26 protein-coding genes are annotated in these 26,507 nt (G+C 33.4%); 17 read left to right on the top strand and 9 right to left on the bottom strand.

The window, feature by feature from the left end:
• Window positions 1-205: 205 nt before the first annotated feature.
• The gene (locus tag UH7x_RS19865; protein ID WP_482361672.1) at window positions 206-619 is read left to right on the top strand and encodes an acyl-CoA thioesterase; all 414 of its coding nucleotides are present in this window, start codon (window positions 206-208) and stop codon (window positions 617-619) included.
• Here UH7x_RS19865 and UH7x_RS19860 read toward each other — a convergent pair.
• Genes UH7x_RS19860 through ribD form a run of 4 tightly spaced genes read right to left on the bottom strand, consistent with a single transcriptional unit; the run spans window position 605 to window position 3,708 of the window.
• Entirely contained in the window at window positions 605-1,219 is a 615-nt protein-coding gene (locus tag UH7x_RS19860) for an IMPACT family protein (RefSeq protein ID WP_482361671.1), read from the bottom strand. The two genes, UH7x_RS19865 and UH7x_RS19860, sit on opposite strands and share 15 nt — an antisense overlap.
• On the bottom strand, window positions 1,220-2,083 hold the full coding sequence (locus UH7x_RS19855; RefSeq protein WP_482361670.1) for a GRP family sugar transporter: 864 nt from the start codon (window positions 2,081-2,083) through the stop codon (window positions 1,220-1,222).
• A gap of 1 nt (window position 2,084) precedes the next feature.
• Window positions 2,085-2,690, bottom strand: a complete 606-nt coding sequence (locus UH7x_RS19850) for an HAD family hydrolase (protein ID WP_482361669.1) — start codon at window positions 2,688-2,690, stop codon at window positions 2,085-2,087.
• Window positions 2,683-3,708: a bifunctional diaminohydroxyphosphoribosylaminopyrimidine deaminase/5-amino-6-(5-phosphoribosylamino)uracil reductase RibD gene (ribD, locus tag UH7x_RS19845; protein ID WP_482361668.1), complete on the bottom strand. Its 1,026-nt coding sequence runs from the start codon at window positions 3,706-3,708 to the stop codon at window positions 2,683-2,685. The genes UH7x_RS19850 and ribD overlap by 8 nt, the downstream gene beginning before the upstream one ends.
• A 124-nt stretch (window positions 3,709-3,832) precedes the next feature.
• On the opposite strand from ribD, the gene prmC reads away from it, so the two are divergent.
• From prmC to UH7x_RS19825, 4 genes are all read left to right on the top strand, one after another.
• Window positions 3,833-4,702 (top strand): peptide chain release factor N(5)-glutamine methyltransferase, encoded by an 870-nt coding sequence (gene prmC / locus UH7x_RS19840; RefSeq protein WP_482361667.1) that lies wholly within the window; start codon window positions 3,833-3,835, stop codon window positions 4,700-4,702.
• A 77-nt stretch (window positions 4,703-4,779) separates the two neighbouring features.
• Window positions 4,780-6,774, top strand: coding sequence for an NAD-dependent DNA ligase LigA (gene ligA / locus UH7x_RS19835; protein WP_482361666.1), 1,995 nt, complete (start codon window positions 4,780-4,782; stop codon window positions 6,772-6,774).
• 61 nt (window positions 6,775-6,835) lie between these two features.
• Window positions 6,836-7,429 carry a M23 family metallopeptidase gene (locus tag UH7x_RS19830; protein ID WP_482361665.1) on the top strand — a complete coding sequence of 198 codons (594 nt, stop codon included), beginning with the start codon at window positions 6,836-6,838 and terminating at the stop codon, window positions 7,427-7,429.
• A 94-nt stretch (window positions 7,430-7,523) separates the two neighbouring features.
• Window positions 7,524-8,021 (top strand): shikimate kinase, encoded by a 498-nt coding sequence (locus tag UH7x_RS19825; protein ID WP_482361664.1) that lies wholly within the window; start codon window positions 7,524-7,526, stop codon window positions 8,019-8,021.
• A gap of 26 nt (window positions 8,022-8,047) precedes the next feature.
• On the opposite strand, the gene UH7x_RS19820 is transcribed toward UH7x_RS19825, so the two are convergent.
• The 3 genes from UH7x_RS19820 to UH7x_RS19810 form a co-directional block, all read right to left on the bottom strand.
• Window positions 8,048-9,181: a glycerate kinase gene (locus tag UH7x_RS19820; RefSeq protein WP_482361663.1), complete on the bottom strand. Its 1,134-nt coding sequence runs from the start codon at window positions 9,179-9,181 to the stop codon at window positions 8,048-8,050.
• Window positions 9,182-9,299: 118 nt separating this feature from the next.
• Window positions 9,300-10,004, bottom strand: coding sequence for a hypothetical protein (locus tag UH7x_RS19815; protein WP_482361662.1), 705 nt, complete (start codon window positions 10,002-10,004; stop codon window positions 9,300-9,302).
• A gap of 5 nt (window positions 10,005-10,009) precedes the next feature.
• Window positions 10,010-14,182 (bottom strand): DUF7619 domain-containing protein, encoded by a 4,173-nt coding sequence (locus UH7x_RS19810; RefSeq protein ID WP_482361661.1) that lies wholly within the window; start codon window positions 14,180-14,182, stop codon window positions 10,010-10,012.
• A gap of 128 nt (window positions 14,183-14,310) precedes the next feature.
• Between UH7x_RS19810 and UH7x_RS19805 the strand changes: the two genes are divergently transcribed.
• Window positions 14,311-14,613: a hypothetical protein gene (locus UH7x_RS19805; RefSeq protein WP_482361660.1), complete on the top strand. Its 303-nt coding sequence runs from the start codon at window positions 14,311-14,313 to the stop codon at window positions 14,611-14,613.
• On the opposite strand, the gene UH7x_RS19800 is transcribed toward UH7x_RS19805, so the two are convergent.
• Both UH7x_RS19800 and UH7x_RS19795 read right to left on the bottom strand, forming a co-directional pair.
• Window positions 14,610-15,521 (bottom strand): bifunctional metallophosphatase/5'-nucleotidase, encoded by a 912-nt coding sequence (locus UH7x_RS19800; RefSeq protein ID WP_482361659.1) that lies wholly within the window; start codon window positions 15,519-15,521, stop codon window positions 14,610-14,612. The genes UH7x_RS19805 and UH7x_RS19800 overlap by 4 nt on opposite strands.
• 5 nt (window positions 15,522-15,526) lie before the next feature.
• A complete protein-coding gene (locus tag UH7x_RS19795; RefSeq protein ID WP_482361658.1) occupies window positions 15,527-16,318 on the bottom strand; it encodes a 5'-nucleotidase C-terminal domain-containing protein in 792 nt (263 codons plus the stop codon).
• 45 nt (window positions 16,319-16,363) lie between these two features.
• Between UH7x_RS19795 and UH7x_RS19790 the strand changes: the two genes are divergently transcribed.
• The 11 genes from UH7x_RS19790 (at window position 16,364) to coaE (ending at window position 26,459) form a co-directional block, all read left to right on the top strand.
• Window positions 16,364-16,894, top strand: a complete 531-nt coding sequence (locus tag UH7x_RS19790) for a DUF6913 domain-containing protein (RefSeq protein WP_482361657.1) — start codon at window positions 16,364-16,366, stop codon at window positions 16,892-16,894.
• A complete protein-coding gene (dapA, locus tag UH7x_RS19785) occupies window positions 16,894-17,784 on the top strand; it encodes a 4-hydroxy-tetrahydrodipicolinate synthase (RefSeq protein ID WP_482361656.1) in 891 nt (296 codons plus the stop codon). The genes UH7x_RS19790 and dapA overlap by 1 nt, the downstream gene beginning before the upstream one ends.
• A 121-nt stretch (window positions 17,785-17,905) precedes the next feature.
• Window positions 17,906-18,748 (top strand): outer membrane protein assembly factor BamD, encoded by an 843-nt coding sequence (locus tag UH7x_RS19780; protein WP_482361655.1) that lies wholly within the window; start codon window positions 17,906-17,908, stop codon window positions 18,746-18,748.
• Between the two features lie 12 nt (window positions 18,749-18,760).
• Window positions 18,761-19,093 carry a DNA-directed RNA polymerase subunit omega gene (locus tag UH7x_RS19775; RefSeq protein WP_482361654.1) on the top strand — a complete coding sequence of 111 codons (333 nt, stop codon included), beginning with the start codon at window positions 18,761-18,763 and terminating at the stop codon, window positions 19,091-19,093.
• Between the two features lie 21 nt (window positions 19,094-19,114).
• Window positions 19,115-20,320, top strand: a complete 1,206-nt coding sequence (coaBC, locus tag UH7x_RS19770; protein ID WP_482361653.1) for a bifunctional phosphopantothenoylcysteine decarboxylase/phosphopantothenate--cysteine ligase CoaBC — start codon at window positions 19,115-19,117, stop codon at window positions 20,318-20,320.
• Window positions 20,313-21,200, top strand: coding sequence for a type IX secretion system protein PorD (gene porD / locus UH7x_RS19765; RefSeq protein ID WP_482361652.1), 888 nt, complete (start codon window positions 20,313-20,315; stop codon window positions 21,198-21,200). Before coaBC ends, porD begins: the two co-directional genes overlap by 8 nt.
• 62 nt (window positions 21,201-21,262) lie before the next feature.
• Window positions 21,263-22,915, top strand: a complete 1,653-nt coding sequence (gene recN, locus UH7x_RS19760; protein WP_482361651.1) for a DNA repair protein RecN — start codon at window positions 21,263-21,265, stop codon at window positions 22,913-22,915.
• Between the two features lie 93 nt (window positions 22,916-23,008).
• Window positions 23,009-23,818: an enoyl-ACP reductase FabI gene (locus UH7x_RS19755; RefSeq protein WP_482361650.1), complete on the top strand. Its 810-nt coding sequence runs from the start codon at window positions 23,009-23,011 to the stop codon at window positions 23,816-23,818.
• Window positions 23,819-23,892: 74 nt separating this feature from the next.
• Window positions 23,893-24,894 carry a glycosyltransferase family 2 protein gene (locus tag UH7x_RS19750; protein WP_482361649.1) on the top strand — a complete coding sequence of 334 codons (1,002 nt, stop codon included), beginning with the start codon at window positions 23,893-23,895 and terminating at the stop codon, window positions 24,892-24,894.
• 6 nt (window positions 24,895-24,900) lie between these two features.
• Window positions 24,901-25,857 carry a CdaR family protein gene (locus tag UH7x_RS19745; RefSeq protein WP_482361648.1) on the top strand — a complete coding sequence of 319 codons (957 nt, stop codon included), beginning with the start codon at window positions 24,901-24,903 and terminating at the stop codon, window positions 25,855-25,857.
• Window positions 25,857-26,459 carry a dephospho-CoA kinase gene (coaE, locus tag UH7x_RS19740; RefSeq protein ID WP_482361647.1) on the top strand — a complete coding sequence of 201 codons (603 nt, stop codon included), beginning with the start codon at window positions 25,857-25,859 and terminating at the stop codon, window positions 26,457-26,459. Before UH7x_RS19745 ends, coaE begins: the two co-directional genes overlap by 1 nt.
• Window positions 26,460-26,507: the final 48 nt, after the last annotated feature.

Genomic DNA, 26,507 nt, shown 5'->3' with positions numbered 1-26,507 from the left:
GTGATATTGTTCTCTCTTTTCTCTGGTTAGTGATTAAGTTTTGCTGGTCTTAAATTGGTAAGTTCTAGGCTTATTTAGGGTTGACAAATATGTGAACAAATTATCTAAAAAAAAAATGAAAAGGGGGTTGATTATTCGGTTTTTTTTTCGCAAGTTATAGCACTTCATATCGTTACTTCTTAAATATAAAGTATTTACACCTATAATGACAAATTTTAAAGAAATTTCTTTTCACGTACGATACGCGGAAACGGACCAGATGAAGTATGTTTACTACGGAAATTACGCACAATACCTTGAGATGGGGAGGGTTGCTTGGCTTCGTGATTTAGGCGTGTCGTATAAAACCATGGAGGAAAATGGTGTGATGCTTCCAGTAGTTTCAATGCAAATTGATTTTAAAAAACCTGCCTTATACGACGATCTTTTAACTGTGCAAACTAGCCTTAAAAAAGAGCCGTTTGTAAAGATAGAATTTGACTATAAAATCTTTAATGAAAAACAAGAATTATTGGTTACAGCTAACACAGTACTGGCTTTTATTGACATGAAGACAAATAGGCCTACTGCTTGCCCCGATTATGTGCTTGAAAAAATTAGAAAACTAGTACAGTTTTGAGAACTTTATTTTATGGTGCGGATTAAAGTGGTTCATCACAATATTTTCATTTTGTTTATCAAATGAAATAATTACTTCACATTGTATTTCCATTTTTTGAGAAGTAATATCTAGTTGTAATTTTTTTATTAACCCCATTACCGTATTTATGTCAGAATATTCGAAATCAATTTTATAATTGCATTTTAATTTTTTTTCAATAATTTTTGATTCTTGCAATGCAATTTTGGCAGCCTCTCTATATGCGCTTATTAAACCACCAATCCCAAGTTTGGTTCCTCCGAAAATTCGAGCTACGGCTACAAGCACATTTGTAACTTCAAAAGATTGTATTTGACCATAGATAGGCATACCGGCAGAATTGTTTGGTTCTCCGTCATCATTGGCTCTATATCTTAAGTCGTCAATTCCGAGTTGCCAGGCATAACAAATATGGTTAGCCGATTGGTGCTTTTTTTTTAATATTTCAATTATAGGTTTAACTTCTTCTTCTGAATTAATCGGAAAAGCATAACCGTAAAATTTGCTTTTCTTGTCTTTATATAAAACTTCAATTGAAGGTTTTAAAATGGTCTTGTATGAATATGTTTCGTTCTCCATTTAAAACAATGCTACTAAAAAAATACTAATAACTGCTAAGGCAATACCACCCCAATTTTTTAAACTTATTTTTTCTTTGAATAGTATAATACCTATTAAAGTGCATACCATGACTATAGCCACATTGTTAATTGTGAAAATGGTAGCGCTAGTTAATTCGTCGTTTTGTAACGCGCGCATTAGAAAATATATTGAATAAAAATTAGGAATGCCTAAAATAATACCACCTATCACATTTTTAAAATTTATTCTAATAGGTGTTTTAAATGATTTTATAAGTATGAAAAGTAATCCGGTTAAAGCGGCAAATCCAAAAGCAATGGCCGAGAATAATGAAAATTCAGAAGCTGTTAGATGTACTTCTTGTATGTATTTAATTCCTGTATCTATTATACCAGATCCAATAAATATTAGAAAAGGTAATAATAAAGTAGTCCTTTTAAGTTTTATAGAATGCTCTTTATGTGAGGTAAAGTACACAGAAGCTAAAGCGAGAATTATACCAATAATTTTTATAGGTCCGAGATGTTCATTATAGGTGTAAACACCGAAGATAACCGGAATAACTAATGACATTTTGGTTGCTACTGACGCCACTGAAACCCCAACACGTTGGGCAGTTGCTGCCATTAAATTGAATACTACAATAAATAATATTCCTATAATTATTGTTCCTAGAAACCATTTTTTTTCAGCAACCTCAAGGAGGGTAATTTCACCATTGTAAAAAGAAAATCCATAAATACTAGCAACTACATAGTTGGTGATAATTGCATAAAATGTTTCTACCTTATAGGTGTCATACAACTTGAAAATGACAAAAATTAAACTTGCAAAAAAAACACTTAGTGCTAAATCTAGCATATTATAGTTTCGATTTTAAATCGATAATATCTTCTTGCCCAACTTGTAAATTCCAACAAGAAATCCCTAATTTTTCAGCTGCGTCGGTATTTTCTTTGGTGTCATCTATAAAGAATGTTTCGCTTGCTAAAAGGTTATTCTGCCTTAATACAAATTCAAAAATATCAGCATTGGGTTTTCGCAAACCTATTTCTTGTGAGAGGTAGAATTTTTCGAAACAATTCTTAAACTGATTGAATTTTTCTTCACCCCATCTATCTGCTAGAAAAGGAATGTGCATTGCATTAGTATTGCTTAATAAGAACAAACGGTATGCATTTTCACTTGCTAGTTTGGTAATAAAATCTAAGCGGTAATCAGGAAAGTCTAGAAGCATTCCGTTCCAAATGTTTTCTATTTCATTTTCGTTAGCCTTAGGGTAAACCTCTTGAAGTGCGCTTACAAATTCTTTTGGCGTTAGGGCGCCAATTTCAAATTGATTATTTATTTCATGCAGCTTTGGCATTAAGTCTGCCGTACCACCAAAATTTTCAGCTTCTCGAAAAATTATTTGCTTATCAAGATTTATAAAAATATCGCCGAAGTCAAAAATGATGTTTTTAATCATTATAATAAGTAGTTAAAATGTCTTTTATAATTTTTTGTGCAGTACTATTGTTTTCGGAAATATTAGGAGCTTTTAAGCCATTTTCAAAATTAGTATTTCCTTTAAAAACACGTGCTTCATCCCATAAATTACTTTCAATAAAACGCTGTAATGTAAAAGTGCCACCTTCAACAATTAAACTTAAAATATTTTTGCTGTGCAAAACATTGCAAATTTCTTGAACAAGATTGGCTTTAAAATTAAGTTTTAAATATTCAATAGTTTCGTCACTGCTGTTTCTCTCCGAATTTAAGACTAATGTTTTAATACTTCCATCAAAAACATGAAAGTCTGTTGGTATTTTTAAATTCTTATCTATTATAATTCTAATCGGAGAACTGCCGTTCCAATCTCGTACATTTAATTTTGGGTTATCTTCTAATACAGTTTTGGTACCAACTAAAATTGCATGTTCTTCTGCGCGCCATTGATGTACTAACTGTCTCGATTTTTTGTTTGTAATCCAAAATGGTTCTGGGTTGCTTGCTCGTAAGTTTTTATCTGGAGCAATAAATCCATCCGTTGTTTCGGCCCATTTAAGAATAATATAAGGGCGCTTCTTTTCATGAAATGTTAAAAATCGTTTATGATGTTTTCGACACTCTTTTTCAAGAATACCAACTTCTACATTGCAGCCCGCATCTCGCAATCTTTTAATGCCTCTGCCTGCAACTTTTTCATGAGGGTCTAAACAACCTACAACAACATTTTTAATGCTGTGTTTTATTATTAAATCTGCACACGGGGGTGTTTTACCATAATGAGAGCAGGGCTCAAGGCTAACATATATGGTGGCATCTTTAAGAAGTGATTTGTTTTCGACTGAATTTATCGCATTCACCTCTGCATGATTACCGCCATAAGCACTTGTGTAACCTTCACCAATTATCTTATTCTCATGTACAATTACGCTGCCAACCATAGGATTGGGGTAGGTGCTACCCAAACCATTTTTGCCTAATTCTATGCAGCGCAACATGTATTTTGTATGTATATTCACTTCACAAAAATAGAATATTAAATCTTGTCTATTTCAATTGAAAAGGGTTTGCTTAATAGGAAGCTAAATCAATGTTAATTGTAAAAAGTAAATTATATAAAGTATGCTGCTTAAAGAGATAAAAAATGTTTTCCATTTAGAACTGGATTCAATTTATGGTAGAGAAGAAGTAGCTAGTTTTTTTTATATCTTAATTGAGCATCACCTTAAATTAGAACGTTTTGTTTTGGCGTTCCAGCCCGATATAAATATCAGCAAAGAAGATGAACAACCGCTTTTTGAAGGCTTGGCAAAGTTGAAATTGAATCATCCAATTCAATATATAATTGGTGCTACTAACTTTATGGATATGGATTTTAATGTGGATGAAAATGTGTTAATACCTAGACCTGAAACTGAAGAATTAGTTCGGTGGGTGATAGCTGAAGTGTCAATCAAAAAGGCTAGTGTAAAAAGTGATATAAACAAGCTAAAAATAATCGATATTGGTACCGGAAGTGGCTGTATTGCAGTTGCATTGGCAAAGAATTTACCAGATGCTAGAGTATACGCCTTGGATATTTCTAAGGAAGCCTTGGCGGTTGCAAGAAAGAATGCCTTACGAAATAAAGTTGAAATTGAATTTATAAAAGCAGATATTTTAAAGGAGTTTTGTATCGAAGAAAAGTTCGATGTTATTGTTTCCAATCCGCCTTATGTTAGAGAATTAGAAAAAACTGAAATGACAACCAATGTTTTAGAGTTTGAACCCAGTTTAGCTTTATTTGTTTCTGATGAAAATCCTTTAATCTTTTATGAAAATATTACTGTTTTCGCTACTAAGAATTTGAAAAAGGGAGGTGTTTTGTTTTTTGAAATAAATCAATATTTAGGGAAAGAGACAATACAACTTTTAGAAGCGAATAATTTTATAGATATTGAACTGCGAAAAGATATTTTTGGGAATGACAGAATGGTAAAGGCTGTATTATAAGCACATTTTCAATCTCTTTTAATTGATGAATAATTATAATTTAATTCTAGACTTAATGGTCGAGAATAACTATAGAAATGAATATAAAAAATCAAATAGAATCCCTTCGAAATCAATTAAGAGAGCATAATTACAATTATTATGTGCTTGATAATCCAACGATTTCAGATTATGATTTTGACATGCAATTGAAGGAGTTAAAAGCTCTAGAAGATAAGCACCCAGAATACTATGACGCTTCTTCACCGACTTTACGAGTAGGAGGTGAAGTAACTAAAAATTTTAATACGGTTGCCCATGAACAACGTATGTATTCATTAGATAACTCGTATTCCAAAGAAGATTTGGAAGAGTGGGAAAAACGAGTTCAAAAAATTTTAGGGAACCTTGAAGTTGAATTTACTTGTGAATTAAAGTATGATGGAGCGAGTATTAATTTGACCTATGAAAACGGAAAACTTACACGAGCAGTAACGAGAGGCGATGGTTTTCAGGGTGATGATGTTACGACCAATATAAAAACAATACGTTCCGTACCCTTGCAATTAAAGGGTAATTATCCTCCCAAGTTTGACATTCGCGGTGAGATAGTTTTGCCCTTTGAAGGTTTTGCAAAAATGAACCTTGAGCGAATTGAAAATGGTGAAGACCCTTATATGAATCCCCGTAATACGGCTTCCGGTAGTTTAAAATTACAAGATAGTGCTCAGGTAGCACAACGACCTTTAGACTGTTTGCTTTACGGAATTGTTGGTGAGAATACTGGAATTGAATCGCAATGGCAAATGCTCGAGAAAGCTCGGGAATGGGGATTTAAAGTACCCTCTATCGCAAAATTGTGTAAATCTACAGATGAAGTATTGGCTTTTATTGAACATTGGGATGTAGCACGTCACAACTTACCTTATGAAACAGATGGCGTTGTTATTAAAGTTAATAGCATACAACAACAAGAAGAATTGGGTTATACTGCCAAAGCTCCTAGATGGGCGATGGCGTATAAGTTTAAAGCAGAACAAGTTTCAACAGTTCTTAATGAAATCACGTATCAAGTTGGGCGTACAGGGGCGATTACTCCAGTTGCAAATCTAAAACCGGTTTTATTAGCGGGTACAACGGTAAAACGTGCTTCATTACATAATGCGGACCAGATAGCTAAATTAGACATTAGAGAAGGTGATACTGTTTTTGTAGAAAAGGGTGGTGAGATAATCCCAAAAATTGTTGGAGTGGATTTAACCCAGCGAAATACAAATTCAAATCCCACCAAATATATTTCAGAGTGTCCTGAATGCGGAACCGAATTGGTCCGGCAAGATGGTGATGCCAAGCATTATTGTCCTAATGAATATGGATGTCCAACCCAGATTACAGGTAGGATTCAACATTTTATTTCTAGAAAAGCTATGGACATAGATGGCTTAGGAAGTGAAACGGTAGAATTGCTTTTTAAAGGCGGACTACTAACAAATTGCGCAGATTTGTACACTCTAACAAAGGAACAAATATTGCCTTTGGAACGTATGGCAGAGAAATCTGCAGAGAATTTAATCGCTGGTGTAGCTGCTTCAAAAAAAATTCCCTTTGAACGCGTGTTATTTGGACTGGGGATTCGATATGTCGGAGAGACTGTGGCCAAAAAACTAGCAAAAGCATATAAAAATATTGATGCTTTAATGCTGGCTAATATTCTGGATTTAACTGCGGTTGATGAAATAGGGGAACGTATTGCACAAAGCGTAGTTGCCTTTTTTAGCAACCCGGAAAATGTAGAAATCGTAAATCGATTAAAATCATACGGACTACAATTTTCGCTTTCTGAAGAGCAGTTACAAAATCAGACTGATACATTAAAAGGTAAGTCCTTTGTGGTTTCTGGAGTTTTTGAAAAAGTAAGTCGAAACGAATTAAAAAAATTAATTGAGGACAATGGAGGCAAGGTTTCTTCTTCAATTTCTTCGAAAACTTCATATGTTGTTGCCGGGGATAAAATGGGACCAAGTAAAAGAACTAAAGCTGAAGATTTAGGCATAGCAATTATTACAGAAGATGATTTTTTAGCGATGGTTTAGTAATGAATAAAATTGTTTTTAAACATAAGCATACCTATTTGAATTCAGTTTTTAAGAACGCATGATAACCAACACTACTAATAGATTCTGGTTTGCAATGCTAACGGTTTTTGCTTTTATTTTTCGAAATAAAGGAATGCGAAAATGGTTTTGGGTTCCATTGGTATTTTTACTGATTGGATTTTTATTACCTCAAAATATGATTATTCCAGTTGAAGATGCGACCACGAAAAGTTGGGATAAAGAATCATTTTGGGCATACCCATGGGGTTCTTCAATTACCCATAAAGGCATCGATATTTTTGCAGAAAAAGGCTCGGCTGTAGTAGCCTCAACAAATGGAATTGTAATTTATACCCATGAAGGTGGTAAAGGAGGGAAGTCGGTAATGATATTAGGGCCGAAGTGGCGATTTCATTATTATGCTCATTTAAATGAAATACAAACATTCTCATTAAAACCTATAAAGAGAGGGACCACATTGGGTACTGTTGGCGATACTGGCAATGCGGCAGGGAAACCTCCACATCTGCATTATGCAATTACTACACCTTTTCCATATCCTAAATTATATGATTCTGTTGCCGTACAAGGTTGGAAGAAAATGTTTTATTTGAATCCAGATATTTGGCTGCGATTTGAAAGTGATTATTAATAAAATCTAAAGATTATTTGCTGCGGATAATGGTTTAAGTTAAACCATAATTCTTATATTTGGTAAACCAATCTGGTAAACCAATTAATTTTATATGAAAAATCACAATTACGTTGTTGTTCTAGTAGGAGTGTGTGGAACAGGGAAAAGTGCTATAGGTCAGAAAATTGCTAAGGTTTTAGATACTCCTTTTTTTGATGCAGATAAACTCTTTGCAAGTAAATTGCAAGAAGGTAAAAGCGGACAGGATGTAAATATCGAAAATTGGTTGAATTCAATTAAAGAACTAATAAGCAAGGAATCAAAATTAAAAGGTTGTGTTGTTTCTTGTTCGGTATTAAAAAAGGAAGATCGTTTAATGTTAGATGAAAATATTAATCATCAATTGGATTGGATTTTTATGAAGGGTTCTTACGAATTTGTCGCAGAACGAATTGAAAATACCCCAAATCACGACCGTCCAGCTTCTTTACTTAAAGCCGATTTTGAGACATTAGAAATGCCTAAACGCGCTTTAACTGTTGATATGACAACTTCGGAGGAGGACATTCTAAATACTATTTTAAAATATATGGTTCGTAAATATGAATAGTGCGATATCGTTCATTTAAATTCCCCCTATAGTTTACTTTGTAACAGCTTGGCAAAATTATAACTTGCTTTAACCAGATTGCCATAACTAGAGTCCATTGCCTCCTGCAAATTGGAGATTCCTTGAACAATTGAGGTAACATAGGTTAAATTTAATTTTTGTTGTTCTGCTATAGTAAGATTAACAGAACCACATAAAGCAGCTACTGGAATGTTCTTTTTAGCAGCAGAAGAAATTACACCGGCTATCGTTTTTCCAGCTAGTGTCTGAATGTCTATCATACCTTCGCCAGTAATAATCCAATCAGCAACTGAAATTTTAGAGTCAAAATTTGCAAGTTCTTTAATAAGTTCAATTCCAGAAGTTAGTTGTCCACCAAGAAATACTACAGCTCCACCGCCAATTCCACCAGCTGCTCCGGACCCAGAAATGTTCTGAAGATCAACCTCATATTTATTTGATACTACATTAGCAAAGTTCTGAAGACCGCCATCTAGTTGGGTTATTTCTTTTTCACTTGCTCCTTTTTGCTTTGCATACACATGTGCCGCTCCATTCTCACCATAAAAGGGATTAGAAACATCACAGGCTACTTTAAATTCTACGCCTTTAAGCTTGGAATTTTTTTCTGTGTCATCTATACTGGTAACTAAATTCAGATTGCTTCCTATTGGTTGTAATTCTTTGCCATTATTATCCATAAAACGGAAACCTAATGCATTAGCCATGCCCATTCCGCCATCGTTTGTTGCGCTTCCACCAATACCTATAATTATCTCTTTTGCACCACGTTCTAAAGCATCAACAATTAATTCACCAGTGCCATAGGATGTTGCATTTATACAATCGAATTCTGAAGGTTTTAATAACTTTAAACCCGAAGCTTCAGCCATTTCTATAAATGCAATTTTACTAGTATTTGAATAGAGGTACGTGGCTTGTATAGGCTTAAAAAAAGGATCGTTTACTGTAACTATAATTTTGTTGCCATTTAAATAATAATCGACAACATCAATGGTGCCATCGCCACCATCTGCTAATGGCATTTTTGAGAATTTTGCCTCGGGAAATACTTTGACGATACCTTCTTGAACGGCGTCGCAAAAATCGAATCCACTTAATGATCCTTTATATTTATCGGGTGCTAGTATGAATTTCATTTAACTAAATAAAGTTGGAAGGAAGATACTGAAAACGACTTTGAACCCAAAGAAAGAACCCAAAGAAGTTCTTTCCATCAAGCATTCTAACAAAAAAGGTGATATAAAATAATTTACACTAATTAGCCAAAAAGTTGAAAACTTCTGATGTGGATATATTCCCGGCTTCATCTTGTGTTTTAATCTTCCAAAAATATTCAATACCAGCTATCACATTAACCTCAAATGTATTTTCGTTTACGATTCCCAGACTTTCGGTTAATGTACTTTCAGTTCCAAAAAAAACTTCATATTCCTTTATATCATTATCGAGATCGGTAGCAGTCCATTCTAAAATAATTTTGCCATCTATTGGAGAAATCTCTTGATTATTTTCGGGCGAGATAATATCGGCCGGAAAAGGCGCATAATTAGTTGTTCCTTTACCAGCATTGTAAAATTGCCATGAATCACTCTCAGCTGTTTTGTCGCTATTTTCTGATTTTGATATTACGTACCATCTGTATGACGTACTTCTTTCAATAATTATTTCGGCTGAATTTGATGCACTTTCTGTTTCAAAAATTGTATCTATATCTAAATTTTTGAGGACAACCGTATAGGTGTCAGTGAATTCAGAATCGTTCCATTGAAAGTTTACACGACTTTCATTTTCGTTAATAATTACCCCTTCATTACATTCGGTATTGTCATCAGGAAAAGTTAAAATTGCAGCGATTGGATTGTTTACTAATTCTTTTGGTATGGTATCATTTGATTTATTACAAGACCAAATAATTAGTAATAGTATTATACTTAAATCATATTTTATAAAGGTTTTCATCCCCATTACTTTTTAATAATTTTAGCTATATCGTTCGATGATGCTGTAGTCATGATAATGGTATAAATTCCAGAAGGTATTTCGTCCATATTCAATTTGATAATGCCATTTTCGGTTTTTTCAATTTTTTCCAATATCCGTTTTCCGTTAATAGAAAATAGGGTTAGAAGTACTTCATTTTGGCTACTATTAGGCAAATGAATGCTTACTTCACCTTTTTCAACAGGATTCGGATATACTGTAACTTTGTCAAAAGTTGAAAGAATTGTTTCGGTATGTTGCCCTTGACAATCAATGTCAGTTGTAACGGAAATTGAATTATTTTCTGATGAAAGAGGGATTGTTATACTATTATCCGTAGTTGAATACTCCTTGCCGTTTATCTCAATATCGTATTTGTTAGCACCTTGCATTTTTAATGTTACCAATTTACCGGAAGGGTCTATATCAGATTGTACTATGAGCTTTTCAGGTTCGGTAACTTGTACCGTAAAACATTTTTCATATTCAGCTTCGTCTATAACTGTAATGCATATTTCGTAGTTGTCTGCCTCTAAATTTTGAAAACTTGTAAATGTGCTAAATGCTTTATCAATTGTACTGTTCTCAGTTTTTAGTGTGACTGAATAATTGTGATTTTCTACAGCCGTTATTAGTATTAAACCGTTGTTGCTTGAAGCACAGGTTTCACTAGTTACTTGTATTTTAAAATTATCTGAAGGCAAAGAAAAAGCGCTACAGTTATTTTTTTCTAATCCTTGACTTATTTCAAAAATTAAATCAGCTTGGCAGCCATTAGCGTCCCGCACAATTCCAGAATAAGATCCTGTATCTAAGTTCTCAAAACTAGCGCTTGTTTGAAAAGTGTTTCCTGAGTCTATAGAAAACTCGTATGGAGCAGTGCCGCCAGTAGCCATTAAAGTTGCTTGGCCATCATTGCTATTAGAACAAGTCAACCCATTTACTGAGAAAGATGCAGTTAAGAATTCGGGTTCTGAAATATCGATTAAAGCACTTTGTTCTTGACTTAAATTAGCGTCAGTAACCAATACGGAATATTGACCTGGTGGAAGGTCCGTAAAAATGTTACTTGTACCACTACTAATGGTAGTATTGTTCCCATCTAACAATTCATAACTATAGGGTTGTATGCCCCCAGTGGTATTTAATTCGAGCATTCCGTTGTTCTCACCATTACATTTGACGTTAGTATAGCTTGACAGTAGCACTTGCACTGGTAAGTCTGAATCTTGAACTATTTCTGTAGTAACTGTATTTGTTATTATTGCTGGATTAAAATCAAAATAGATTTCGGCATTTCCAGAAATAATGTCTCCAATTTGAATAGCTGATTTTGGTTTTATTTTAAAGGCTACATAACCATGACTTTCGACCTCGTTAGAATTGCTATCCGGTAAATTAATATCTTCAAACAAGAAGGTTACTTCATTACCATTCGCAACAGATGTTGTATTGGTATGGCTTGAGGATAAAAAAGTAAAGGAAGACCAATCTAATTTGGAATCTAACTCATGTGCTACGCTCACATTAATTGCTGATGCCGTACCAGTATTTTGAAACCTGATAATATAATTTAGATACTTGTCTTTATCCTCAACAGAAATTGAGTCTCCTTCAACAACTAAAATGTCATTTGGATCATAAGAACCAATTAATGTCTGCTCTAAATGAAAAATATTATCCTCGGGCAAGTAATCATTATCTACAGGATTAATGGTGCCAGTAAATTCAATAATATCATCAATATTAGCGGTTGGTGGAGCTAGAATAGTAAAGGTTGCATTTATTGATCTAGCCTCAAACGGTTTTAAATTAGTATAATTAAAGGATATAGCGCTTGGTGATTCTGACGATGTGGTTTTACTAGCTTCTAGAAAAGTTAGTTTGTCACTATCGAATTGTATAGTAATATCTCCTGAAATTGTTTTAGTGCCTTTATTATTAATATTTATACTGTAACTAGTTTCAAAGCCTGGTCTTGCTTCGGTAAGTGGCAGTATGGTAATTTGAACATCCTTGGCTTCAATTAATTTTGTTACGCAAAAGTCAATTGTGTCCTTTGCTTTTAAATTTTCAAAGGTGGAATACTGGTTCTGAGGCGAAATTGTAAAAACATCTTCGTTTAAAAAACTAGTAGTGGTGTAACTACCTTCCGAAACATAAATATTGAATATACCATTGCTGTCAGTTACATTGGAAAACACTTTAGTTCCGTTAGTAGCTTTTATGAGCTGGTTTTGAACAGGGTAATCAGTTAGGTCGCAACCATCTCCAATTTCGTCATATAAAATTTGTCCGGTAATTAGGTTTAAAGCACTACCACATCGGTTTAGAATTTCTACTTCCGTATCGCAACCCACTTGATTGTTAGTAATACTTCGCGGACCAGAATTACTTAAATAGTTACAAATACTTAAAGCTTCACAAACAGCTAAAGCCGGATTATCTTCGATAACCAGATTAGAAATAGATTCGTTATCAATATTTTGTATGCCAGATAAACTCTCTAATTTTTCATTATCATTTATTGAAAGAGTTCCTTCGATATAATTTAAAGATTCTAAACCTGAAAAATCAACTAAAGAATCATTATTCTGTAAAATTAAATCTCCTTTTATTTGAGATAGATTTTCTAATCCATTGATATTAGTAAGTTCCGTGTTGTTCGATAATTCAAATTCAAAAGCGTTTACACTTTTTAGCGAAGAAAGACCGTCTAATGATTTTAAGGTTATATTATTATTAATGTTCGAACTCGAAAGAATAGACTCTAAGTTGTTCAATCCATTAAGATTTAATAATGAAGCATTATAACCGATATATAAGTTTCTACCGACTTCAGTAATTTTTTCTAAACCTACTAGATTTAATAATAATGGATTTTGGCTAACACTTAAGTCACCACTTATTGTTTCTAAATTTTTTAATGCTTTTATTTCTTCTAAACTAGCATTTTGTGAAATTTCTAGATGACGTGTTACTGTTTTAAGATTATCAAGCCCGTTTATGTTTTGAAGGTTTGGATTGATGTTTATTTGAAGGTCGAGTCCTATGAATTCTAAAGACTCTAAACCAACTAAAGTTTCTAATGATGGGTTGTCACGAATCTGTAATTCTTGATTAATTGTAGCTAGAGAAGAAAGGCCTGTTAAATTTTGAAGTAATTCATTTGATCTAATTTCAACATTACCATTAATTGTAGATAAACCCGTTAAACCAGTAAAATCATCTAGTTTTTCATTATTAAATATTGTAAAATCTCCATCAATTAAAACTAAATTTTGACAACCATTAAAATTTTGCATTTCACTATTATGTGCGATTCTAACATTTCCTGAAATATTATTTAACGCATTGAAACCTTGTAAATTAAGAAGCGAAGAATTTGTTTCTATTTGTAAATCACTACCTATACTTTGTAACGAATTTAAACCTTCAAAATTTATTAATGATGAGCAATTAGTTATTGCTAATCGCGTAGTTATTGCAACTAAATTATTTAACCCATTAAGATTAGTCAATCCAGCACCGCTAATCACTAAACCTCCACTAATCATACTTATACCTTCTAGACCCGTTAAGCTGGTTAACGAATTATTGCCTTGTATGGTTAAGGTTAGAAAATTACCAAGAATTAAGGTCTGAAGATTTGCTAACGCATCAATCGAAGTTAATGAAGCATTATTCTGTATATTAAAACTATTGTTGACCCTGTTTAAGCCATTTAAACCATTTAAATTTAATAAAGATGGATTTAAACTTATTGAAATACCACTTCCGACTTGCGTACTGCCGACTTCTGTTAATTTAGATAGACCAGTTAATGTCTCTAAACTTGCATTTCGATTTATATCGAGCTTGCCTGTTATGGTTTCAAGGTTCTCAAGCCCAGATAAATTAGTAATCGATGTGCCTAAATTAAAGCCTCCTATTACAAGATTACCTGTAATTGAGGTAATTTGCGATAAGCCATTCAAATTTGTTATTCCTGATCCTTGAATTAAAAGGTTGTTTGTTAAATCGGTACAATTAGGGTAGTTAATTACAAAAGAATCAATGTCTTGTTGGCTGTTTATTACAATCTCTGAAGTAGGGCATTGTCCAAAAAAATAGGTGCTTGAAAAAATGAATAAAAGTGAGATTATATAATTCTTCATTCTTTGGTTGGTAGTTGTATAAAACTGAAAATATTGTTGTTTTGGTTTTTTTTTAACGCCAAATTCTATAATATATTTTTAACTAGACTCTCTATCTTTGTAATCATCAATGGTAAAATTCTTTAATAATGAGCATACCCAAAGAATATTCTGAGTTCCAACTGTCTTTAAATAGCGAAACTCCTCTAATAGATTGGCCAGAAGGATTAAAAGCATTATGGTTTGATGCAAAGGATGATTGGGAGTCTTCACATAACATTGCCCAAGACATGCATAATAGTTTGGGTAGTTGGATACATGCGTATCTCCATCGCAAGGAAGGTGATGAATTTAATGCAGGTTATTGGTACCGTAAAGCAGGAAGACCTTTTTCCAAACTAAGTTTAGATGAAGAATTACAAGAAATAGTAGAGTTTGTTTTAAAAAGCTAAACCGCAATACTAACGCCGTCGGTAGCTATATTTTTGGCATCATCAAAGTAGAAATCTATTCTCCCAAGATTAATACCATAACAACCAGCTTGGTTCACTAATATATCGTTACCTTTTCTGTTTTTCACAACTGTTGGTTTATCTAAAAAGGTATGCGTATGTCCACCGATAATTAAATCGGTATGTTCAGTTTTTGAAGCTAAACCTAAGTCAGAAGGTCTGTTTTCATTTTTATATGCATAACCGATATGCGAAAGACAAATAACTAAATCACAATTATCCTCAACTTTTAATTTATACTCCATATCCTGAGCTATTTCGTAGGGATCTAAATATTTAGTTTCTTGATAGAGCTTTTTAGTTACTAATCCATCTAAATGAACACCTAGGCCATACACACCAATTTTTAATCCATCAATATCATAAATGTGATATGGTTTGGTATGGCCATCCATAATGGTATTTGAAAAATCATAATTTGCCGACAACATCTTAAACGTTGCATGTGGCATTTGAGCCAACAGTCCTTCTAAACCATTGTCAAAATCATGATTTCCAATTGTGGCAGCATCATATTTTAATTTGCTCATTAATTTGAACTCAAGTTCGCCGCCATAGAAGTTGAAGTAGGGGGTACCCTGAAAAATATCACCAGCATCAAAAAGTAAAGTATTCGAGTTTTCTTGTCGTATTTGTTCAACCAAAGTTGCTCTACGTGCTAAGCCACCAAGATTTGGATAGCGGCTATGATTTTTTGGAAAAACATCAATATGACTATGAACATCATTGGTGTGTAATATGGTTATGTGCTTTTTTAAATTGGCATTACATGCATTTAAAGAAAGTCCGCCTATGCCAATTAAAGTACTAGCCGCTGTGGTATTTTTTATAAATTTTCTTCTTTCCATATAACTCATAACTTAATGACCCTATTATCTACTGTTGATTTGATGGTGTCTTTCTTCTTGAAATAATCAATCATAGCATTCCGAATGGAATAATCAATATCGGTGAAAGACAATCCATCTTTAAAAAATATCATATTATCGCCGCCGGTTACTAAATAACTACTTGTTGCAACAAAATAGTTTTTGTTTGGATTTAATGGTTTTCCATTTATTTTTATATCCTTTGTGCTGCCATCTTTGCCAATAGTTATTTGTATTCCGGCAACAGGATGCGGACGATCATAATCTTTAACATAGTTCACCAGTTCAGCGACCGACTTGCCACTTAACTCAACAATAATTATTGCATTTTCAAAAGGCATAACTTCATATGCTGTTCTTGCCGATATATTACCTTGAGAAATTATGGAGCGCATGCCACCATGGTTAAACAATACAAAATCTACAGTCTTGCCAGTGCGTGAATTAAAAGTTGGATTTGATTGTTCTAATAAAATGTCAGCCATTAAATTACCTAAAGAACTATTGTACTTTCCATCGTCTTTAGTAAGTGTTTTAGGAGTGAATGATAAAGTGCTATCTAAAACAACATTAATTCTATTATAATACGGTTGTATAAAACTATCTATTGCTGCATTTTTAAGCAAGCTGCTATCGATGGTTATTTCTTTGCCTGTAACAGAATTCAGTGATGTTTTCTTGGGCGTACACGATGTCAATAAACAAATTGTTATAAATACAACAATTTGTTTTATTTTAAAAAAAGAGGACTGTTTATCTTCGTATGAGAAATGCATGTAGAATTCTTTACATTTGTGTGATTGTTGAAAATGTAAAAATACATGTTTAAGGGAATAAAAGATAAATTTAAGCATAGATCGGCAGAAAAATTTCTGAAAGAGGAATTGAAAAAACCGATGCCGACTGTGCAACGTACACAGGGGATAACCTCTTTGGCATGTATAGTTGATTTGGATAATTTTGATGATGCTAACTTATTTTATGAGTTTGTAGAAGATTACAAATTGAGACCAAATGCTGTAAAAATAATAGGATACAAGAGTTTTTATGATAAGAATTCTCCGTATTCAACACCAGTGTTTTCTGATAAAGATTTAGGCTGGAATGGTGAAATAGAGAATAGTTATGTGCATGAATTTTTGAGTAGGGAGTATGATTTATTGGTAAATTATTACAATAGAGAAAGCCTTATGATTCAATTAATGAGCGTAAAAACAAAAGCAAGAGTACGTGTTGGTTTTAAAGAAGTAGATCAAATTTATAACGATATTATTCTAGATTCCCCCATAAAGGAATTTAAAGTATTTAAGTCAGAACTAAAAAAGTACCTCGGTGTACTAAACGAAATATAATGAAAGAATTAGTAGGAACAGGTGTAGCTTTGGTTACCCCTTTTAATGAAGATTTGTCAATTGACACGCTTGCGTTAACACGTATTGTAAATTTCTGTATTGATGGTGGTGTAGATTATCTTGTTGTTCTAGGAACAACTGGTGAATCCGTTACTTTAAATAAGGCAGAAAAGATGCAAGTGATGGATGTTGTTGTTGAAGCAAATGCAGGTCGCTTACCACTAGTTTTAGGTATTGGAGGAAATAGTACCTATAGAATAGTAGATGAAATTAAATCTTTTGAATCGGAAGATTTTGCTGCAATTCTATCTGTTTCTCCATATTACAATAAACCAACGCAAGAAGGAATTTATCAGCATTTTAAAGCAATTTCTGAGGTTACTAATAAGCCAATTATTTTATATAATGTACCAGGTAGAACAGGTAGTAATATGTTGCCTGAAACTAGTTTAAGATTGGCACATGATTTTGATAACATCATAGGTATTAAAGAGGCTTGTGGCGATATGGTGCAAGTGCAAGAAATAATCAAAAATAAACCAGATGACTTTATGGTGATATCTGGAGATGATATTACTGCGTTGCCTACTGTTTTAGCAGGTGGTTCTGGAGTGATTTCAGTATTAGGGCAAGGAGTTCCTGTAGCATTTTCAAGAATGATAAATTTTGCATTGGAAGGAAATGTTACAAAAGCATATGAATTGCACTACGAACTACAAGATGGAATGAGTTTAATTTTTAATGAAGGCAACCCAGCTGGTATCAAAGGAATATTTGAACAATTAGGACTTTCAAATGCTGTAGTTAGACTACCATTAATCGAAGCTACACCAGGCTTAAAAGCTAAACTTTCTACCTTTATTAAACCTTTTGCAAAGATTACGGCATAACAACTCATTTCTTTATCTAAAGTTAAAGTTTATTAAAATACCTATTTCATTGCTGAAATGGGCCTAAATTCGGATCTCGAAAATGTTTTTTAAACCCAACTATAATTCCTAATTTTGCAAAATGTTTTTAAAAATGAGGCAGTTACTTCTTTTTCTATTTGCTTTGGTCACCTTAGCTTCTTGTAGTGAATACCAAAAGGTACTCAAAAATGAAGACGTTAAGCCTAAATACGACTTGGCGCAGAAATTTTATGAAGCAAAAGATTTTAAACGAGCAAATCGTTTATTTGAACAAATTGCTCCAAAATATGCTGGTAAACCACAAGGTGAGCGCGTTATGTTCTTTTTAGCGGATACGTATTTCCAAAGAAAAGATTACAACATGGCTGGGTATCAATTTGAGCGTTTTTTAAAACAGTATCCTAAAAGTGATAAAGTACCGGAAGCTGCCTATATGGGCGCGAAAAGCTACTACGAACTTTCGCCTAATTATTCGCTAGATCAAGCAGATACCGATAAAGCATTAGCAAAGCTCCAAAACTTTATTAATACTTTTGGTGAATCTGAATATTTTGAGGAAGCCAATAATATGGCTATGGAATTGACGCAAAAAAAAGAGCGTAAAGCTTTTGAAATAGCAAAGCAATATAATAAACTAGGAAAGTTTCAATACGATTTGTTAAAAACAGCCGTTGCTGCTTTTGATAACTTTATATCTGATAACCCTGGTTCAATTTATAGAGAAGAAGCACTTTACTACAGAGTTGAGGCTAATGCTAATTTAGCATTTAATAGTTACGACTTTTTGAAAAAGGAAAGAATAGAAACAGCAAAAGCGGCATATGCCACTTTGTTTAAGAATTTTCCAGAAACTCAATTTGCTGAAAAAGCAAATACTTTAAATGAAAAACTAGATAAGGAATTAGCTAGTATTGAGAAACCCGCAGATACAAGTGCGAAATAAATTTATTTAATCATGAATATGAACGATTTAAAGAATTCGAATGCGGCGGTTAGCACAACCACCATCAACAAAAATGAGTTTGATGCAAAAACCGATAACATATACGAAGCTATTTCTATAACTGCAAAAAGAGCAATTCAGATTAATTCTGAAATAAAAAAGGAGTTGTTAGAAAAACTTGAAGAATTTGCTACTTATAGCGATAGTCTAGAAGAAGTTTTTGAAAACAAAGAACAAATCGAAGTTTCAAAATTCTACGAAAAATTACCAAAACCACATGCTCTTGCAGTTGAAGAGTGGTTGATGGATAGAATTTATTATAGAAATACTGAGAAAGATAATTAATCGAGTTCTAAAATAAGGCTCATGTTAAGCGGAAAAAATATCCTTTTAGGTATTACTGGAGGTATTGCCGCTTACAAAACTACCTTTCTTGTACGTTTACTTATTAAAGCTGGTGCTCAGGTTAAAATTATTTTAACAGAGAGTGCCAGCTCTTTTGTTTCTCCACTAACATTGGCAACGCTTTCTAAAAATGCGGTGTTAATTGATTTTGCCAAAGAGGATGAGCATAGTGTTGATTGGAATAATCATGTGGAATTAGGTCTTTGGGCTGATTTAATGATTATTGCCCCAGCTACTGCAAATACAATGTCGAAAATGGCAAATGGTAATTGCGATAACTTATTGCTTGCCACCTATCTTTCTGCGAAATGTCTTGTTTATTATGCGCCAGCGATGGATTTGGACATGTATAAACATCCATCCACTAAACATTCATTTGAAAGATTAGATTCCTTTGGAAATATCATGATTCCTGCTACTTCTGGTGAATTAGCAAGCGGATTACATGGCGAGGGGAGAATGGCCGAACCTGAGGATATAGTAGCGTTTATTGAAAACGATCTCGCCAATGGCTTGCCGCTCAGTGGCCAAAAAGTTTTAATTACCGCAGGCCCAACGTATGAGGCTATTGATCCTGTTAGGTTTGTAGGGAATCATTCTTCAGGTAAAATGGGATATGAACTAGCCATGGCAGCCGCCGAATTGGGGGCTGAAGTTATTTTAATTTCTGGTCCTTCTCATTTGCAAATTAATAATAGTCGTATAGAATTGATAAAAGTGGTGTCTGCTGATGAAATGTATGATGCTGCTCACGAATATTTTGATGAGGTTAGTGTCGCAATTGCAGCAGCTGCAGTAGCCGACTACCGACCGAAAACAGTTGCAGATCAGAAAATCAAAAAGTCTGATAATGATTTAAGTGTCGAATTTGTTAAGAATAAGGATATCCTTTTTTCTCTTGGTGAAATTAAGAAAAAACAGTTTTTAGTTGGCTTTGCACTGGAAACAGAAAACGAAGTAGAAAATGCCAAAAAGAAACTAAAAAAGAAGAATTTGGATGCTATTGTGCTCAATTCTTTAAACGATGCCGGAGCTGGCTTTGGCAAACCAACGAACAAAATTACCTTTATAGATAAGAATTTGACTATAAAAGCGTTTGAACTTAAGACGAAGGCCGAAGTAGCGGCCGATATTTGGGGCGAAATCGTAAATCGAATTCATGCGTAAATTAATTTTCACTTTTCTTTTTATGTGCTTAGCGTTTGTAGCTAAGGCACAAGAGCTTAATTGTACGGTTACCATCAATTCTGATCAGGTATCGCAAACCAATCAGCAAATTTTTAAAACCTTAGAGCGTGCTTTAAACGATTTTGTTAATAAGACGAAATGGACAAATAGAGTTTATAAAGAAAACGAACGGGTTAATGCTAATATGTTTATTACCATAACCGATTACGATTCGAATCAGTTTAAAGGTAATATTCAAATTCAATCATCTCGGCCTGTATATAACACTTCGTATGAGAGCCCGGTTTTTAATTATAAAGACAATCAATTAAATTTTGAGTATATAGAGTTTCAGCCTTTAATTTTCAATGAAAACTCTTTTGAAGGAAATCTTACGAGTGTAATAGCGTATTACGCTTATATTATTTTGGGCTTAGATGCCGATACTTTCTCATTAGAAGGCGGTAATGACGATTTTAGAATAGCTCAAAAAATAGTAACTCAGGCACAAGGAAATAACTCTGCGGGTTGGAGTCAGTCTAGTAATCGTGGTCGTTTTGAATTGATTGATAATTTATTGTCAAATACGTATCGTGAATACCGCATTGCTATGTATCAGTATCACAGAAAAGGATTAGATGTATTTGGTGATAATAATTCGACAGGAAAAGAACAGATAGCAGGCGTTATGCGCTTGTTTGAGACGATAACAAAGAGAAGACCTAATGCCTTTTTAATCACTACTTTTTTTGATGCAAAATCTGAAGAGATTCAGAATATATTTTCTGATGGTCCTAAATATGACATTGTTAGTTTAAAAAAGACACTTAATAGTATTGCACCGCTTTATTCTAGTACTTGGAATGATATTAAATACTGATACTTTTAGATCTCAGTAATTCTTATTGCTTTGCATATCTTTGTTCGTATTAAATAGAACAAGTGTTAAGCAACCTTTCCATAAAAAATTACGCATTAATAGATAAGTTAAACGTTTCGTTTGACTCAGGTTTTACTTGTATTACTGGTGAAACTGGTGCTGGTAAATCTATATTATTGGGTGGACTTTCATTAGTCTTAGGTAAAAGAGCAGACCTTTCTACTTTACGAGATAAAGATCAAAAATGTGTTATCGAAGCTGAATTCAAAATTGATAAATACAGCTTAAAGCCATTTTTTAAAACTCATGATCTCGATTTTGAGAAACTAACAATAATAAGAAGAGAAATTCATCCGAGTGGTAAATCACGCGCTTTTATTAATGATACCCCAGTAACTTTAGATGTGCTATCTAAATTGGGTAATAGGCTTATTGATGTGCATTCACAACATCAAACATTGCAATTAGCTGATAACAATTTTCAGTTAAAAATGTTAGATGCCTTAGCTGAAAATCACAAATTCCTAATATCTTATTCTGAGGCGTTACAGCGTTATAATAAAACTTCAGTAGATCTTGTTGAACTTGTTGATATTCAGAACAATGCAAACAAGGAATTAGATTATAATAGTTTCTTGTTAACTGAACTACAGGCAGTTACATTAAAAGCGGGAATTCAAGAAGAACTTGAAACGCAATACGAGCAGCTAAATAATGTTGAAACCATAACGGAGGAGCTTTCTAAAAGCCATCAAATTTTAAATGATGAGCAAATTGGGGTAGTTACGATGCTAAGTCAATTAAAGCAAGTTGCAAGTAAGTTAACCGAGTTTGGTAGCGGATATTCTGAATTGTACGAGCGAATTAATTCTGCTTTTATTGAATTGGACGATATTTCTTCTGAACTAGAAAGCTTACAAGATACTATTGAAGCCAACCCACAATTACTTGAAGAGGTAAATGAAAAGTTACAGCGACTTTACGATCTACAAAAGAAACATAGTGTACTTGATATTTCTGAATTGATTAACATCCGTGAGGAGTTGGCTGAGAAAGTGGGTATTACCGAAAACATAGAAAAGCAAATACGAGAAAAGGAAAACCTACTTAAGATTCAAGAAAACGAATTAGACGTTATTGCTACTAAGATTAGCGATAGACGAAGAAAGGTAATTCCAAACCTAAAGAAACAGCTGGAAGAAAAGTTAGCCATTTTAGGTATGCCTAGCGTTTCTTTTAAAATTGAAGTAAACCCTGCAGAAACATTTAAGGCGAGTGGAAAAGATGATTTAATATTTCTCTTCGCTGCAAATAAAGGAAGTAACTATGGTGAACTTAAAAAAGTTGCTTCTGGCGGTGAGCTTTCAAGAATAATGTTGACGATTAAGTCAATTCTGGCAAAATATGAGCAATTACCCACTATGATGTTTGATGAAATTGATAGTGGTGTTTCCGGTGAGATTTCGAATAAAATGGGTGATATTATGTTGGAAATGAGTAAAACAATGCAGGTTTTTTCCATAACGCATTTGCCACAAGTGGCATCTAAGGGGCATCAACATTTTAAAGTATTTAAGCAAGAGGAAGGGGAGACCACAAGAACCCAAATGCGTAAATTAACTAATGATGAGCGTGTAGTAGAACTTGCCGAAATGTTAGGAGGAAAGGACCTTTCAGATTCAGCCTTAGCTCATGCGAGACAATTACTCAACTAAATTTAAAATCAAAATTGTCAAGAGTAGGTTGGAAACTAGGATGCCAACTTTTTTAAATATCTTTGGCAAACTAAATACTACAAAATAAAGTGTATGTCTTACAATCTTCTTAAAGGAAAAAAGGGAATTATTTTTGGAGCCTTGGATGAAAATTCAATTGCTTGGAAAACTGCAGTGCGTGTGCATGAAGAAGGAGGAACTTTTGTATTAACAAATGCCCCAATAGCAATGCGTATGGGGCAAATTAATAAACTGGCAGAGGAAACAGGTTCTCAAATAATACCTGCTGACGCTACATTAGAAGAAGATTTAGATAATCTGGTTGAAAAATCATTGGAAATTTTAGGCGGAAAAATTGACTTCGTTTTGCATGCTATTGGCATGTCGGTTAATGTTCGTAAAGGACGGGCTTACACCGATGAAAAATATGATTTTACGCAAAAAGGGTGGGATATTTCTGCATTGTCTTTTCATAAAATGATGCAAAGTCTTTACAAAGCTGATGCCATGAGTGAATGGGGTAGTATTGTTGGATTAACATATATGGCAGCTCAAAGAACGTTCCCAGATTATAATGATATGGCTGATAATAAAGCTTACTTAGAATCTGTAGCGCGTAGTTTTGGATATTTCTTTGGGAAAGAAAAGAAAGTTCGGGTAAATACTATTTCGCAGTCACCAACTGCTACAACGGCTGGGCAAGGAATTAAGGGCTTTGATGGTTTTATTAGCTACGCTGAAAAGATGTCGCCTTTAGGTAACGCATCTGCTTTAGATTGTGCAGATTATACAATTACCTTGTTCTCAGATTTGACAAGAAAAGTTACCATGCAAAATTTATTTCATGATGGTGGTTTTTCTAACACTGGGGTAAGCCAAGAAGTAATAGATAAGTTTTCTTAACGTACAAAACCATATTTTCACAAGTAAGAGGAATCTTTTACATCTTTCGAATATTTAATAAGGGCGATTAGAATATGAACCTCTCTTTTTCATTTGTAATTCCTGTTTACAATAGGCCCGAAGAAATTCGTGAGCTACTTGAAAGCATGGCTGCGCAAACATACCATAGGCCTTTTGAGGTGGTAATTGTTGAAGACGGGTCTTCGTTGAGTTCCAATCATGTGATTGAAGAATTTTCAGAGAAATTGAATATTTCCTATTTCGAGAAAGAAAATTCGGGTCCTGGACCTTCCAGAAATTATGGAATGGAACGAGCAAAAGGGAATTATTTTATAATATTAGATTCAGATTGTATTCTTCCTACACAGTATTTGGCTGAAGTAGATAAGGCACTAGAGTTGTCTTTTGTACCATGTTTTGGTGGTCCAGACGCAGCACATGACTCTTTTAGTGTAGTTCAGAAAGCTATAAATTTTTCTATGACTTCTGTGCTAACAACAGGAGGTATTCGTGGTAATAAGGCTGCTGTAGGTAAATTTCAACCGAGGAGTTTCAATATGGGAATTTCAAAAGAAGTGTTTGAAAGGGTAGGCGGTTATGGAAAAATTCATCCAGGCGAAGATCCAGATTTAACTTTCAGAATCTGGAAGGCAGGATATAAAACTAAGCTTATACCTAAAGCATTTGTTTACCATAAACGTAGAATTGATTGGAGTAAGTTCTATGCACAGGTAAATAAATTTGGTATGGTTAGACCAATTTTAAATCAATGGCATCCAAAAACCGCTAAAATGACCTATTGGTTTCCAACAGTATTCTGTTTGGCTTTCATTGCTGCTACGCTACTATTTTTTTTAGGTATTCAAATGCCTATGTGGCTTTTTGGATTCTATTTTGCGCTAATATTTATTGACTCTTTAATTAAGAATAAAAATCTTGTTATTGCTATATTATCAATATTTGCGGTATTAGTGCAGTTTGTGGGTTATGGTTATGGTTTTTTAAAATCGACCATCTTGATTAACTTTAGCAAACGAAAACCACAAGAAATATTTCCGAATTTATTTTTTAAATAGAAACAATTGTCAAATTTTCTCAAAAATCGAATCAATAAACGAAAAGCTAAAGTATTTGTACTTTTTCTATTGGCTTCAGGTTTAATATGGTTTTTAAGTACTTTGTCTCATACGTATTCGGCCAAAGCTACTTTTAAAATAAACTATATAAATTCTAATAAAAGTTTAAAACTTAAGAAAGCGTATACAGATAGAGTGGAAGTTAAATTAAAAACCGGAGGCTTTAAATTTTTAGGTTTTAATCTTCAAAAAAAAGCGATAGCACTAGATTTGGCAGGAGTTCAGAAAAGTAATGATACTTATTACTTAGCTCCTAATGATTATAAAAGTCAGATTGAAAAACAGCTTCCTAAGTCAATGGTTTTGGTAGAAATGGCAACAGACACCTTGTTTTTTGATTTCTTGGAGATGACATCAAAAGAAGTATCAATTGTGTCTAATATAAAATTAGGTCTTGCACATAACCATATGTTAGAAGGTGAATTGAAAATTGAACCATCGAGTATTAAAATATTTGGACCTAAAAATGAAATTGATAGTATTAATGAGGTGCACCTTGTTAATGCTGATTTAACGGAAATAACTTCTAGCTTTAATAGGAAGGTGCCCATATATAAAGCCCCAGATTTAGTAAATACGAGCTATTCGGTAAATTACGTTCAGGTGAATGGTAAAGTTTCTAAATTTTCAGAGAAACTTGTAGATGTCCCTATTGAAGTTATCAATTTGCCTGCAGGCAAACAAATTATAACTTTTCCGGATGTGGTATCTGTTTTATGTAAAGCAAAAATTCTAGAATTAAAAATAATTAAAGCTTCCGATTTTAAGGTAGTTGCAGATTACGCTAAGTTAAGTAGCAATCGCTCTAACGAAATGGCACTAAAATTGGTTAAAAAGCCTAAAGATATCTTCAGTGCTACTTTAATGGAGACGAAAGTTGAATATATTTTGAATAAAGAATAATGATTATTATTGGATTAACAGGAGGTATTGGAAGTGGGAAAACTACTGTTGCAAAATTATTTAAAAACTTAGGTGTTCCTGTTTATAATTCAGATAAGGAGGCGAAAAAACTAATGAATTCTTCTAAAGAACTTAGAAAATCTATAACGAAACTTTTTGGAAAAGAGGCCTACAAGAAAAAAAAACTAAATCGTTCATTTATTGCTGAAAAGGTTTTCGCTAATAAAGAATTATTGGAAAATTTGAATGATATAGTCCATCCAGCAGTACGTCAGCATTTCAAAGATTGGGCGGTTGCTCAAAATACGCCCTATGTAATTCAAGAATCTGCTATCATTTTCGAGCAAAATAATCAGGATTTTTATGATAAAGTTGTGCTCGTAACGGCTCCAAAATCAATTCGGATTGAACGAGTACTTCAAAGAGAGAATACACAAGACAAAACTCAGATTGAGGCGCGCATGGCAAATCAATTGCCTGACAGTGAAAAGATTAGGCTTTCAGATTATGTAATAGAAAACCTCGAACTTGAGGCTACAGAAAAAAGGGTTTTAGCATTACATAATGTTTTTAGTTCCTTTAATCAAAATATTGCGGATTAAGCTTTATTGTTAAGTTTAGGTTAAACCAAAGAAGTGCTATTTGTTAAA

The sequence above is a fragment of the Aurantibacter sp. UH7 genome, from assembly GCF_056839165.1.
The sequence above is the reverse complement of the archived record's forward strand: the minus strand, read 5'-3'. Positions and strand labels throughout refer to the sequence as shown.